Source organism: Wolbachia endosymbiont (group A) of Conops quadrifasciatus (assembly GCF_964027015.1).
Classification (GTDB): Bacteria; Pseudomonadota; Alphaproteobacteria; order Rickettsiales; family Anaplasmataceae; genus Wolbachia.
The window spans coordinates 832,855-845,258 of the sequence record NZ_OZ034722.1 but is presented as its reverse complement, the minus strand read 5'-3'; the positions used below and the strand labels follow the sequence as shown (position 1 = coordinate 845,258).

The 12,404-nt window shown below is 34.3% G+C and carries 15 protein-coding genes and 1 tRNA gene; 7 read left to right on the top strand and 9 right to left on the bottom strand.

Going from position 1 to position 12,404, the window contains the following annotated elements:
• Window positions 1-31 precede the first annotated feature (31 nt).
• Window positions 32-1,195, top strand: coding sequence for a 1-deoxy-D-xylulose-5-phosphate reductoisomerase (gene dxr, locus AAGD69_RS04480; protein ID WP_341811790.1), 1,164 nt, complete (start codon window positions 32-34; stop codon window positions 1,193-1,195).
• A 171-nt stretch (window positions 1,196-1,366) separates the two neighbouring features.
• On the opposite strand, the gene AAGD69_RS06995 is transcribed toward dxr, so the two are convergent.
• The 5 genes from AAGD69_RS06995 to AAGD69_RS04460 form a co-directional block, all read right to left on the bottom strand.
• Complete coding sequence (locus AAGD69_RS06995; protein WP_410529874.1) at window positions 1,367-1,549, bottom strand: transposase; 183 nt, start codon at window positions 1,547-1,549, stop codon at window positions 1,367-1,369.
• 132 nt (window positions 1,550-1,681) lie between these two features.
• Window positions 1,682-1,987, bottom strand: a complete 306-nt coding sequence (locus AAGD69_RS04475) for a hypothetical protein (RefSeq protein WP_341811789.1) — start codon at window positions 1,985-1,987, stop codon at window positions 1,682-1,684.
• Window positions 1,988-2,177: 190 nt separating this feature from the next.
• Complete coding sequence (locus AAGD69_RS04470) at window positions 2,178-2,462, bottom strand: hypothetical protein (RefSeq protein ID WP_341811788.1); 285 nt, start codon at window positions 2,460-2,462, stop codon at window positions 2,178-2,180.
• Between the two features lie 6 nt (window positions 2,463-2,468).
• On the bottom strand, window positions 2,469-3,281 hold the full coding sequence (locus tag AAGD69_RS04465; protein WP_410529821.1) for a transposase family protein: 813 nt from the start codon (window positions 3,279-3,281) through the stop codon (window positions 2,469-2,471).
• Window positions 3,282-3,344: 63 nt separating this feature from the next.
• Window positions 3,345-3,626, bottom strand: a complete 282-nt coding sequence (locus AAGD69_RS04460; protein ID WP_341811786.1) for a transposase family protein — start codon at window positions 3,624-3,626, stop codon at window positions 3,345-3,347.
• A gap of 19 nt (window positions 3,627-3,645) precedes the next feature.
• Between AAGD69_RS04460 and AAGD69_RS06990 the strand changes: the two genes are divergently transcribed.
• The gene (locus tag AAGD69_RS06990) at window positions 3,646-3,927 is read left to right on the top strand and encodes a hypothetical protein (protein WP_410529873.1); all 282 of its coding nucleotides are present in this window, start codon (window positions 3,646-3,648) and stop codon (window positions 3,925-3,927) included.
• Between the two features lie 444 nt (window positions 3,928-4,371).
• On the opposite strand, the gene pdxH is transcribed toward AAGD69_RS06990, so the two are convergent.
• A complete protein-coding gene (gene pdxH / locus AAGD69_RS04455; protein ID WP_341812644.1) occupies window positions 4,372-4,956 on the bottom strand; it encodes a pyridoxamine 5'-phosphate oxidase in 585 nt (194 codons plus the stop codon).
• 16 nt (window positions 4,957-4,972) lie between these two features.
• Window positions 4,973-5,788: a bifunctional DNA-formamidopyrimidine glycosylase/DNA-(apurinic or apyrimidinic site) lyase gene (gene mutM, locus AAGD69_RS04450; protein ID WP_341811785.1), complete on the bottom strand. Its 816-nt coding sequence runs from the start codon at window positions 5,786-5,788 to the stop codon at window positions 4,973-4,975.
• Between the two features lie 128 nt (window positions 5,789-5,916).
• Between mutM and AAGD69_RS04445 the strand changes: the two genes are divergently transcribed.
• Window positions 5,917-5,989, top strand: a tRNA-Thr gene (locus AAGD69_RS04445).
• Between the two features lie 53 nt (window positions 5,990-6,042).
• Here AAGD69_RS04445 and AAGD69_RS04440 read toward each other — a convergent pair.
• Both AAGD69_RS04440 and AAGD69_RS04435 read right to left on the bottom strand, forming a co-directional pair.
• Window positions 6,043-7,569 carry an acyl-CoA carboxylase subunit beta gene (locus AAGD69_RS04440; protein ID WP_341811784.1) on the bottom strand — a complete coding sequence of 509 codons (1,527 nt, stop codon included), beginning with the start codon at window positions 7,567-7,569 and terminating at the stop codon, window positions 6,043-6,045.
• Between the two features lie 122 nt (window positions 7,570-7,691).
• Window positions 7,692-8,567: a hypothetical protein gene (locus AAGD69_RS04435; protein ID WP_341811783.1), complete on the bottom strand. Its 876-nt coding sequence runs from the start codon at window positions 8,565-8,567 to the stop codon at window positions 7,692-7,694.
• A 365-nt stretch (window positions 8,568-8,932) separates the two neighbouring features.
• Here AAGD69_RS04435 and der point away from each other — a divergent pair, with 365 nt between their 5' ends.
• The 4 genes from der (at window position 8,933) to AAGD69_RS04415 (ending at window position 12,399) form a co-directional block, all read left to right on the top strand.
• Complete coding sequence (gene der / locus AAGD69_RS04430) at window positions 8,933-10,258, top strand: ribosome biogenesis GTPase Der (protein ID WP_341811782.1); 1,326 nt, start codon at window positions 8,933-8,935, stop codon at window positions 10,256-10,258.
• Entirely contained in the window at window positions 10,255-10,785 is a 531-nt protein-coding gene (locus AAGD69_RS04425) for a disulfide bond formation protein B (RefSeq protein ID WP_341811781.1), read from the top strand. Before der ends, AAGD69_RS04425 begins: the two co-directional genes overlap by 4 nt.
• Entirely contained in the window at window positions 10,760-11,302 is a 543-nt protein-coding gene (locus AAGD69_RS04420) for a demethoxyubiquinone hydroxylase family protein (RefSeq protein ID WP_341811780.1), read from the top strand. The genes AAGD69_RS04425 and AAGD69_RS04420 overlap by 26 nt, the downstream gene beginning before the upstream one ends.
• Before the next feature lie 170 nt (window positions 11,303-11,472).
• Entirely contained in the window at window positions 11,473-12,399 is a 927-nt protein-coding gene (locus AAGD69_RS04415; protein ID WP_341811779.1) for a hypothetical protein, read from the top strand.
• Window positions 12,400-12,404 lie beyond the last annotated feature (5 nt).

The window sequence follows — 12,404 nt, the reverse complement described above, 5'->3', positions numbered from 1 at the left end:
GAAAAGTTGCTATTGTTATGAGTTTGTCTTAGTGAAAAAGGTTTCAGTTTTAGGATCAACAGGAAGCATTGGAAAAAAGACTGTAGATTTGCTTTCAAAGAGAAAAGAAGAATACCAAGTGGAAGCACTAAGTGCCCATTCAGACTTTGCTCTACTGGCACACCAAGCAAAACTGCTGAATGCAAAATATGTTGCTATCTCTGATGAAAGGTTTTACAAAGATTTAAAAGAAAGTCTACTTGGTACAGATGTAAAAATAGCAATTGGCGCTACAAATATTGCTACCATACCTGTTGATCTCTCAGTTGTTGCAATAGTTGGCATTGCAGGCCTTGGGCCAGTTATGGAGGTTATAGAAAGCGGTACCAAAGTCATTGCATTAGCAAACAAAGAAAGCATTATTTGCGGTGGAAAGTTATTACTCAAAAAAGCTAAAGAAAAAAACGTACAAATAATCCCTATCGACTCTGAACACAACGCAATTTTTCAAGTTTTGCAAAATGACGACAAATGCGTAGAAAAGATCATACTTACTGTTTCTGGTGGACCATTCTTAAACTATAGTTCTGAGCAATTAAGAAATATCACGGTAGATCAGGCGCTTAGTCACCCCACTTGGAATATGGGAAGGAAAATCTCAGTTGATAGTGCAACAATGATGAATAAGGCACTAGAGATAATAGAAGCACATAACTTGTTTAACATCAGCCCGGACAAAATTGAAGCAATAGTGCATCCTGAGTCAATAGTACATGGAATTGTAACTTATAAGGATGGGTTCAACTTTGCTGTGCTTGCAGAAACTGACATGGCAATTCCTATTTCATATGCTTTGTCTTGGCCGGAAAGATCAGCTTTAAATCGTAAATTAGATTTAACAAAGCAAGGAAAATTGACCTTTCAAGAACCAGAACATAAGCGTTTTCCTGCGCTAAAGCTTAGCATGGCAGTGTTAAACTCTTCTGCTCCACAAACAAACAGTATTATGCTCAATGCTGCAAATGAAATAGCTGTTAATGAATTTTTGAAGTCACGAATTGGCTTTTTAAAAATAGTAGAGGTAGTGGAATCAACAATGGAAAGTTTTGATAGTTACACTGATATTAATTCACTATCTGATATAATAAATATTGATTGTGAAAGTCGTATTATTGCTAATAAAATTGTTGAAAGTAAAGTTGTTGCGTATAGCTAGAGTAATGTAACCAGACTGCATTCTGTGATTTTAGCAAAACACGATCTTTCATTTGAGCTTTCTTCAATTTAAAATAAATACAGAAACTAGCTATCTTCAAAAATATGGTTGAATAATTGTGTGTATAATTATTAATATTTTCAAGCATTTTTGCCATGGCTCTTTCTATAGCTAACCCAAGAAAGGGTTACCTGAATACTGAAAAACAAAATCAATACCAGAATTGATATCAGGCCAAAAGCTTGGCAGCGCTTTTTTTAAGGCATGCTTGATGGCAAACCAGAACTTCTCAATTGGATTTAAATCAGACGAGTATGGCGGCAAAAATAAAACTTTACATCCAACACTTTCTATTAATTCTTTTGTCTTGTCAGACTTATGAAAACTCGCATTGTCAAACCTAGCCAGGTTTTAATATTGGCATAAGCCTATTTTCAACATACGCTTCAAAAAGCTCACTGTTGCAATATCCCTCATGGTGCCTCTTCACTTAGGGCTCCAATTATTTCTTCCTTTGTATCCTGGTTTCTCTGCAAATAGCCCTTTTCCTCTTCGAGACCATCCATATTCATAAAATTCGTTGTCTTCTATACCTGATTCATCTATGAATACTAAATTTTCTTCATTTATTTCTGCTACCTTTTGTATGACTTCCTTTCGTTTTCCTTCATCCCTTTCCTGGTAGAGAAAAGTTTTTTTATACATATAGTTCACTTTTTTAAGGTAGTTATATACTTTGTCTTTGCACATATTGCCAAATTTTTCAATTATCTTTTCAACTCTGATTTTCATCTAGAAATTCGACAAAGCTATCTAAGTCTTTAATTTTATGACTATGCCCCTTTTGATAGCCTGAAGATGGTTTTATGCTTCCTGTTTCTTTTCTTCTTTTCCTCCACCAATATATTGTTTTTCTATCAATTTTGAACATCTTGCTTAAGCTGTACAATTTTAGCTTGAGAAAGACCAGTAAATTCAGCTATTAAGTCAACAGATACACAGCTTTAAGTAAGTTTTTTGCAACTTCGATTTTTCCTTCAATCTTTCCTTCGATTTTTCCATCATCAAATTTTTGTTCAAAGATACCTTCCTCTTTTTGCAGAATATCCATTCTGTCTTCATACACTGCCAGATCCTTTTCCAGCCAATGATACTTGTCTAATTCGTCATATGCTTGCTTTATTATCGGTGCCTCTTTTGCAATCTTTTCTAAGACCTGCTGAGAATCAAGCAATAAAAAGAAGGAAAGGAGGGTGACTAAAATCAAGGTTAACTAAAAGGCGTGCTTAAGATTCACAATACCAGCAATAATATTGAACCTCAGGTTGTATTTTTTCTGAAAATTGCGGTAAACATGAGACATAATCTTAAATATCTTTATCTCACGGATCTTATTTTCTACTCTCATTCTAAATGATGCTAATCTTCTATTATGCTCTTTCTGCTCTGGAGTTAATGGCTTTTTACGATACTTTTTATATGGAATTATAACATTGCTTTGCAATTTTTGCCAACCTTGATATCCAGAATCGGCATATTTTATGCTATCGATTGGTAAATATTTTTCTTGTTTCCTTATGCGAAAATCATTAATTCTACCACGATATGAATTTGACACTGATAAAATTCTTCCACCTTCTTCGATAACAATCTCAGTTTTCATAGTGTTGGTTCTTTTTTTTCCTGAATATGATTTCTTCCGTTTTTTACTATCTTCTGGTCTCTGTATTTGCTGTTCTGTAACATCAGCCAGAATCTTCAGTATTTTTTCTGGTGTCATACTTCTATCTTTTGTTATAGTAACTTTTTTGGCAAGTAATGGCTCTATTTTCTTCAGTAACCTAAATACATTTGCGTTGTGAACATTGAACAGGCACCCTAAAAATCTATGTGTTATGTAAGTGCGATAGTACAAAATTACGCAAAATAACTTATCTTCTAGAGTTGGTAGTTGTGATCTTCTACCATGGCACTTTTTCTGTTTTTCAACTCTTTCCCACCCAGACCTAACTTTTTCCACTACCTTTTCGAACTCCTCTATAGTTAAACCTGTTATATTACGAAAGTTTCTTGGGTGCTTCTTCATGTTATAGTAACTAAAGCTCATTTTTTTACCTTACTCAATCTGCTTATTCTTCTTCTACTTCTCTCACATTATTTTTTCAATCACCTTTTGCAGCAGGTCTCTACATACATTTGCGTTGTGCACATTGAACAGGCACCCTAAAAATCTATGTGTTATGTAAGTGCGATAGTACAAAATTACGCAAAATAACTTATCTTCTAGAGTTGGTAGTTGTGATCTTCTACCATGGCACTTTTTCTGTTTTTCAACTCTTTCCCACCCAGACCTCACTTTTTCCACTACCTTTTCGAACTCCTCTATAGTTAAACCTGTTATATTACGAAAGTTTCTTGGGTGTTTCTTCATGTTATAGTAACTAAAGCTCATTTTTTTACCTTACTCAATCTGCTTATTCTTCTTCTACTTCTCTCACATTATTTTTTCAATCACCTTTTGCAGCAGGTCTTTTGCTATTTATGAAGGAATAGAGCTAAAAGAAATATATAAATTAACGCCGCAAGACCTTGAACCATATTATATTACATGGGAAAAGAAATGGCATGATACTGGTGGTAAAGACATCAATAATCCCAAAATTCCTTTAAAATACGTCAGAGATAAAGGTAAGCTTCTTTATCATTGTGATGAAAGAGTATGTGACGTCTGAATCGCCACTAACTTCCTCCATCCCAGGTTGATTTTAAATTGTCCAGAATGCTGTATTATTTAAAATCCTAACATTTAACTCTTTTTTTGATAAACTTATTTATTGGCTGTTTATTAAAATTTTCACTTTAAAATTTAACCTCACCAAAAGTATAAGAAGCCTGTCCAATGAAAAATTTGCAGTCCTTAACCTTCTATAGCTAACCCAAGAAAGGTTTCCCTACGTCATACCGCGATTCATTCGCGGTATAGATTCCGCTAACAAGTAGCGGAATGACGAATTTGTTGTTTTTCAAATTATCGGTAAACCTAAGCCACTTTAGCTATAAAATTATAAGTTATTGATATTTTTGCTCTTTTTTATCCTTAATCCAGAATTCGGATTAGTAGGGTGTCATCCAATTCTCAATGGTAAATTAAGAGGAGTCTGCAATAACGAATGTAGCTAGGGATATAATTGTTCCACTTTCCAATTGCTTTCCCAAATAAGGGTGTACCTAAATCTGATGTGTCTCCTATATTCACCTTCTTGCCAAAATTCAATTACTTTTGGGATTACACAAAATCCCACCCAAAAGTCAGGACGAGAAACTTGTGTATTGTAAAATTCTTTCTCCTTCAATTTTATAGCTTGCTCAAAATCTTGCCAATCTTTCAGAATGCTCGATTGTTTTGAGCACCATGCGCTAATTTGACTATCGCGCGCTCGAGAAGAGAAGTATTTGTCAGTTCTTTCATCGTTTAGAAGTTTAACATCTCCTTCAATTCGTACTTGCCTAGCAAATTCTATCCAATGAAACACTAACGCAGCTTTGGGGTTCTCAGTCAATTCTTTCCCTTTTTTACTGTTTACGTTAGTGAAAAACACAAAACCTTCTTTACTATATTCCTTTAGTAATACTACTCTTGCAGATGGAATACAGTCTTTGCTACAAGTTGCTAGCGTCATTGCAGTTGATGAAGAATTAAGTACTGCTTTATACCACTTTGAAAACAAATCAAACGGATCTTTTTCAGGTGAGAATGTCATATCTAAAAATAAAATCTTAATTCTGGCACGTATTGCAAAAATAAGTGCTACGGCCATTTTGTCGTATAAGTGTTATGATATTGTTGCAGATCTTGCAAGGTTTTTGAACTTTACCATATACGTAAAAGTTATTTTGAAAGTATCCAGCAGATCCAGATGGCTGTGCATAATCTTTCAGTGTTGAACCGCCTGCAGCAATTGCATCACTCAGAGTATTTTTTATTTCAGCAGCAAGTTTTTCGCACTCTCTATAGGTCAAGTCTTTTGCTGACCTGAGTGGTGATATGCGGGCTCTAAACAAACTTTCAGAAGCATATATATTGCCTACGCCAACTATTAATTTATTATCCATTAATGCTGATTTGATATTCACTTTTTTGTTTTTCAGCAACTCCTGTAAATAGTCTCCACTGAATTCATCCGTGAGGGGCTCTATTCCAAAACCATCAAAAAAATTTATTTCTTGTTCTTTGCTTAAAATAATAACTAATCCAAATCTTCTTGGATCATTAAAGATTATTGAAGTATTGTCGGAAAATAAAAATACCACGTGATCGTGCTTATTCCGCACTTGATCGTGGTCAGCATATATAAGCTTTCCGCTCATGCCAAGATGTATGATTACAGCCATACTACCATCTGTATTCCAGATCGTATACTTACCTCTACGCTTGATGTTGCGTATGACTTTGCCCTTTAGCATATCATCAATATTTTTTGTTATTGGGGCACGTAAATTCCAATTATTAACTATAACATTACTAATTTGCTTGTTTTTGATTTTATCAAGCAAAAAGTTAGAGATTACTTCTACTTCTGGTAGTTCTGGCATCTTGTCTACTCTGTTGCTGCTTTTTTCTTTTCAAAATATTTTGCTTTAAAGCTTTCGCTAATCTTTTTTTCTCCTCTTCTTTTTCCTTATTCCTTTTTGTATTATTCATTATCATAATATATAAACTTGCCGTTGTAGCTCAGGTGGTAGAGTACGTCATTGGTAATGACGAGGTCCCAAGTTCGAGTCTTGGTAACGGCACACTGATTACACTTATAATATTGCATAACTTGCAAGCAAGGCTTAAAAGAAAGTTACAGAGGTAGGTTATCATGCTTTTTCCATATCCTTTCTACTTTCTTGTTTTTGAGTAGCTCTAATGCTTTGTGAAAGTGATGCCTTGTTTTACTTGGCACTATAATGTCATCAATGTATCCATGTGATGCAGCAAAAAATGGATTAGCAAATTTCTCTTTATATTCTTTGATTAACGTTTGCTGGTCTTTTTCATGCCTAAATATAATTTCAACTGCACTTTCAGGGCCCATTACAGCTATTTCAGCAGTCGGCCAAGCATAATTTATGTCACCTTTTAAATGTTTCGAGTTCATAACGATATATGCACCACCATAAGCTTTTCTAGTGATAAGGCTAATTTTCGGCACAGTCACTTCAGCGTAAGCGTAAAGCAGTTTCGCTCCGTGTTGTATTATATTATTGTATTCTTGGTTTGTACCAGGTAAAAACCCCGGAACATCAATAAGTGTGATAATCGGAATGTTAAATGCGTCACAAAACCTTACAAATCTTGCAGCTTTTCTTGAAGAATCAATATCCAAACATCCTGCAAGGTGCATAGGTTGATTTGCAACAATACCAACAGTATTTCCTCCAATCCTACTAAAACCAATTATAATATTACGAGCAAAATCAGGTTTTAGTTCAAAGAATTTCTTCTCATCGCACACCTTTTCAATAAGTTCATATATATCATAAGGAGTATTAGGATTGCTAGGAATCAGAGTATTTAAAGATTCATCAATATCATTAACTGAATCACAGGTTGATTTAGGTTTCGGTGATTCTTGATTATTTGCTGGTAAGAAAGTAAAGAATTCACGCATTTTTAGCAGCATTTCAACATCATTATTGAATGCAAAATCCGCTACTCCTGTTTTGCTTGTATGAATTTTTGCTCCACCAAGGTCTTCGAAACTTACATCTTCGTAGGTAACCTTTTTTACTACATCTGGCCCGGTTATAAACATATATGAACTGTTTTTCACCATGAAAGTAAAGTCAGTTAATGCTGGGGAATAAACTGCACCACCTGCACATGGACCCATGATTAAAGAGATTTGTGGTATAACACCCGATGCATTTACGTTTCTTTGAAAGATTTCTCCATAACCAGCAAGGGAATTTACTCCCTCCTGAATTCTGGCTCCACCAGAGTCATTTAGTCCGATAATTGGAACCCTGGCATTAATTGCCATATCCATAATTTTGCATATTTTTTTTGCATGTGACGCACCAAGTGACCCACCAAAGACAGTAAAATCTTGCGAGTAAACGAAAACTTTTCTGCCATAAATAGTACCATGACCAATCACTACTCCATCACCTAAAAAATTAGCATTTTGCATGCCAAAATCAGCTGCGTGATGCTTCACGAATTTATCGTATTCCTCAAACGAATTTTCATCGAGTAATACACTGAGCCTTTCTCTAGCAGTTAATTTCCCTTTTTCGTGTTGTTTATTGATTCTGTTAGAACCGCCTCCTTTTTCAGCTTCTAGTGCTTTGGTTTTTAGATTTTCTAGTATTTCAAAGTCTTGCATACAATAAAGTAGTTTTCAAATTAGTTGTAGACTTTATTAAGTTTACAAACCCTATTAACTATACACATACACTATTGCTATATGCAACAGTGTATGTACATGTTAACAATTAAAACTTTAACCTAAAGATGATAATTACAGTGAGCGCACTTGAATGCACTCACTTCTTCCAGAACACTAAATGGCTCACTTTGTTTTCCGTTTTTCTCTTCGACAAAACTTTTGGCTCTACCAATGATCTTTTCTATACGTGGTTGCTTTTTTAGAGTTTCATAATGTTTTAAGAAAACTTCACAACTTTTATCATCCATATGCACCATTATTATGCCAAAATTTAATGCGTTGTTTTCAGGTTCATGAGCTTTTTTAGAGAATAAAGACATCTCGAGCTTCTCATTACCAAGTTTAAAAGTCATTTTTATTCTACCTTTCATATCATGATATTGCCCATTTCGTATCCGAATTATATTATCTCCTTCTCCCATTCGCAATGCACCATATTCTAAATCCTTAAATTCCGTAGAATTCATAAACTTTGCAGGAGTGATCACACTTTCTTCTGGACATTTTACACAATAAAATTTATTATCTCTTTCTACTATAATTCCTTCTTTTTTGTCATTTTTAATACTGTCACACACAGCTTTCTCTAGGCTCAATAAGTAGCTGTTACGCTTTTCTTCTAGAGCCGAATCTATTGGTATATTGTTGCGACACAAGTCCAAGATTTCTTTACTCACATACGTTCCTGTTGAAATTAAATCAGTTATCTTTGAGCAAAAAGAATCCAACTTTTCTTTTTCACTATTTTCAAGGCTTAAATTTTGTCTTTTGATTAGGTCTATATTTTTTATCAAGTGCCCTATCAGTGATATTTCTTTTGCTGCTCGTTCTTTTTCTTCATTAGATAGTATACCATGCACCAAACCATACGGCATACCAAACATAATTTGGTCCTGATATGAAAGCTTTACAATTTCTAGTAATTCGTCAACCATTTTTCCCGCAGTCTGACTATCAGAAAGCACTTTATATTTTTCTTCTATATTTTCTACTTGCTTTAGGATCTTTTTCCGCTTCTCTCTCTCAGTTTGTTTATATAATGTCCTACTTAATAAGAATTCATCCGTCTTTTCTGGATGCTTTATATCTTTATATGAACGCTTTTGTGACCCTTATTGTTCTAATTTTCCATTACCTACACTTTCTATTTGCTCTAGCCCTAACATAACTCCTTCATTTCACATAATAAAGTTAAGATAAAATATCTTGACTTGAGAATATTGATATAACCTACAAAGTCAATAGTTAAATTGAAAAGTTTCGGTTATAATTTACTTCATATAGAACATGCCCTTGAATTATGCTAAAAATCGCTATAGTAGGCCTACCAAATGCTGGAAAATCGACCCTTTTTAATAGATTGGTGGGAAGAAAAGCAGCGGTGGTGAGTAATATTCCAGGAGTGACAAGGGATAGACGTGAGGGAATAGGGAGAATTAGCGATTTGGAGTTTAAAGTTATAGATACAGGAGGATGGAACGACCAAACTAATTTTTCACTACAAGTTATTGAACAAATAGAATTTTCTCTATCCAATTCAAACATCATTTTCTTTCTTGTTGATGCAAAAGTGCAAAATGAGCGAAACAAAGAATTTGCAAAGTGGCTAAAGAGAAAAATGAATAAACCTGTAATTCTCATAGCAAATAAATGTGAGAGTCATAAATCCGAAAATGTTGATTATTTGCAGTTTTTTGATTTTCTTGGCCCGGTATACATCTCTGCCGAACATAATCTTGGTATGGTTGATCTTTATGATGTATTAGCTGGTGTTATTGAAAATTTGAACGAAAACACTGATCTATTGGGCAGTGAGTCCAGTAAACTTAGAATTGCAATCATCGGTCGCCCAAATGTCGGAAAATCAACTTTTTTAAACAGCCTACTTACAGAAAACAGAGTAATAGTGAATTCAGAGCCAGGCACCACACGTGATTCTGTAGATATTGTATATGATCATAATGGGGAGCTAATTACTCTTATTGATACTGCAGGAATCCGCAGAAAGGCGAATGTTATAGATGACTTAGAATCAAGATTTGTTGAAAAAAGCTTAGAATCAATCAAGCGCTCTCATGTGGTAGTTTTAATGCTAGACTCCCTAGTTGGTATTGAGCAGCAGGATTTATCAATTGGTGAAGCTGCAATTAAGCGAGGGAAAGGGATTATTGTTGTTTTAAATAAGTGGGATTTAATAGGTAAGGATGACAGAAGTAAGTTAATAAAATTTGTCAAACAACAGGAAGTGACTCGGTTATTCTTGGAAGTGCCATCTGTAACAATTTCTGCATTGAAAGGCATGCGCTGCGGCGATGTGATAGATAAGTGTCTTGAAGTGAGTGAATCCTTGAACAAGAAGGTCAGCACTGCAAAACTGAATAAGTGGCTAATTGATGCTTTAGATAGGCACTCTCACCCGCTTGTAAAAGGCAAAGCAGTTAAAATGAAGTATATCGCTCAAATTGGTACTAAACCTCCAGCTTTTTCTTTGATATGTAACATACCTGAAAGTGTTGATGAAAGTTATAAACGCTATTTAATTAATGATATTAGAAAAAATTTCTTCGTAGATGGTGTGCCAGTCAGATTACTTTTGAAAAAAAATAAAAATCCCTATGCAAAATGAATACTCTACTTTATACTTTCAGGGGTCTTTATAATAATTTACTTAAAGTCGTGTGTAATAACTCCAGAATTCCTACAATCTTTCTGCTATCAAGTGCTTTTGCTCTAATTTTTGCATATGTGCTAGAATATTTTTTCAACATGCTGCCATGCAAGTTATGTACATACGAGCGGGTAGTTTACTATGTTGCAGGGTTACTTGCAGTAGTATGCATGCTTAAAGACAACAAAATTCTAATCTATGCAATGTTTTGCAGCTACCTCATAGGTGCAGTAATATCTTTTTATCATGTAGGTCTTGAACTCCACTTATTTCATGATGTTTTAGGTTGTACAGAGCAAGCAAGTGGTAACGTTAGTATAGAAGAGCTCAGAAATAATCTACTAAATCCTAATTACTCTCCATCTTGTGACAGACCTCATTACATTCTAGGTGTTTCCTTAGCAACATGGAATTTAATTTATCTCATAGCAGCTCTGTTCGTATCAGGTAAGGTGTATTGTGGAGAAAGAAAGAAATCTAAATAATTTAAGGTGCAGCAACAATCAGTTCTTGCAACAGGCAATTAGAGTAAATCATGCTGGGGAATATGGAGCTATTTGCATTTATTCTGGTCAAAAATTTATTCTTAAAAAATCTTCTATAATCAATGAAATAATTGAAATGGAAGAGCAGGAAAAAAAGCATTTTCACTATTTTAATGAGAAAATCAAAGAGCAAAAAGTTCGTCCTACTGTTTTGTTGCCAGTTTGGCGTGTTTTAGGAGTGTCACTTGGCGTTGCAACTGCCATTATGGGCAAAAAAGCTGCTATGGCTTGCACTGCTGCAGTTGAAGAAGTTATAGGGGAGCACTACAAAGAGCAAGTTTCACATTTAGAAGATGGGGAATTAAGAGAAACTATAAGTAAATTCCGCGATGAGGAGCTAGAACACAGAGATATTGCAATTCAGTACAATGCTGAAAGCGCATTTGGCTACAACATTTTATCTTCATTCATAAAAACAGGCTGCAAAACTGCTATTTACTTGTCCAAGTTAATTTAATTAAGCAGCTTTCTTAAAGTGTTTTTAATGTTATGATGACAACAGAAACCAGGAAGAAATTCAAGTGTAACAATTATTTTATAACTATATTTACATATCACCATTATTAATCAATAATTAGTGTTTGTAAACTAACTACATTTAAAGTATAGACCGCAAAGGAGGCAAAAGTGCGTTCTAATTTAGAACCAGGAGATACTGCTTGTGATGGTAGAAGTAAGCTCGTAGCTGTCAAAATAAATAACGAAGAAAGAATTAACTTACCCTTCACATCTTACGTTTTCGATAGGGATCATTTTGTCATATCTAACTTTAGACACAATCCGATGAACAGCGTACTAACCAATTTATCTCAAGGACTACAATTAAAACTAGAAAAAGCAGGAGGTGATTATAAGCTAGCTTTGGTTAATGATTCAGGTCAATATTATCACTTTTATTACCATGATCCAAACACTGTAAAAATTGCTACTTTCGATTCCATACCTAGCAATTTCATAGAATATCGAGATCAGGAGTACATTTACTCTTATACTGAGGAATGTTCAATCAACCTTGTACCGTTAATAAAGAGTAAGGTCCTGATAGATCCAAAAGATATAATGAGTAGTGAAGACATAAATCTTATTTTAAAAGAACTTGAAAGTTCACCTGATAAAAGGCTTAGAATAAGCGCTGGAGAAAATTTTTTAATATCGCACAATTACAAGAGTGTCAAAATATATAATCCCTCTAATAATTCTATAGGAATATTGAACAATATTGCTGCTAGTTCTAATGATGAAAAGCTGCTGTTATCCTCTAGAAATGCTACTTTTGTAACAGATGAGTCTGACACTGGGCTTAAAAGAACTAACCCCCGCTTTAGAATAAAAAGATTAAATAACGACAATTATGTTGGATGTATATTAAGTGAATATGGTAAATGTGCGAGATTTTATGCTCTGACACCTGAGAGCTTTGAACAAGACGAGCATCTTCACTTAGATTACTATGATGACTATGAGGATGACTCACCAAGTCATTCCTCACACCCTTATTACTACTATTTACATGGTCTGGAGGTTAGCATGAATCATAAAAAATTAAAGATTTAGAAAAG

Excerpts from the sequence above, each read along its gene's own strand:
- AAGD69_RS04475 (WP_341811789.1), bottom strand. The coding sequence starts at position 1,987 with ATGAAAATCAGAGTTGAAAAGATAATTGAAAAATTTGGCAATATGTGC.
- AAGD69_RS04465 (WP_410529821.1), bottom strand. The coding sequence starts at position 3,281 with ATGAAGAAGCACCCAAGAAACTTTCGTAATATAACAGGTTTAACTATA.
- AAGD69_RS04460 (WP_341811786.1), bottom strand. The coding sequence starts at position 3,626 with ATGAAGAAACACCCAAGAAACTTTCGTAATATAACAGGTTTAACTATA.
- pdxH (WP_341812644.1), bottom strand. The coding sequence starts at position 4,956 with ATGACATTCTCACCTGAAAAAGATCCGTTTGATTTGTTTTCAAAGTGG.
- mutM (WP_341811785.1), bottom strand. The coding sequence starts at position 5,788 with ATGCCAGAACTACCAGAAGTAGAAGTAATCTCTAACTTTTTGCTTGAT.
- AAGD69_RS04440 (WP_341811784.1), bottom strand. The coding sequence starts at position 7,569 with ATGCAAGACTTTGAAATACTAGAAAATCTAAAAACCAAAGCACTAGAA.
- AAGD69_RS04435 (WP_341811783.1), bottom strand. The coding sequence starts at position 8,567 with ATGGTTGACGAATTACTAGAAATTGTAAAGCTTTCATATCAGGACCAA.
- der (WP_341811782.1), top strand. The coding sequence starts at position 8,933 with ATGCTAAAAATCGCTATAGTAGGCCTACCAAATGCTGGAAAATCGACC.
- AAGD69_RS04425 (WP_341811781.1), top strand. The coding sequence starts at position 10,255 with ATGAATACTCTACTTTATACTTTCAGGGGTCTTTATAATAATTTACTT.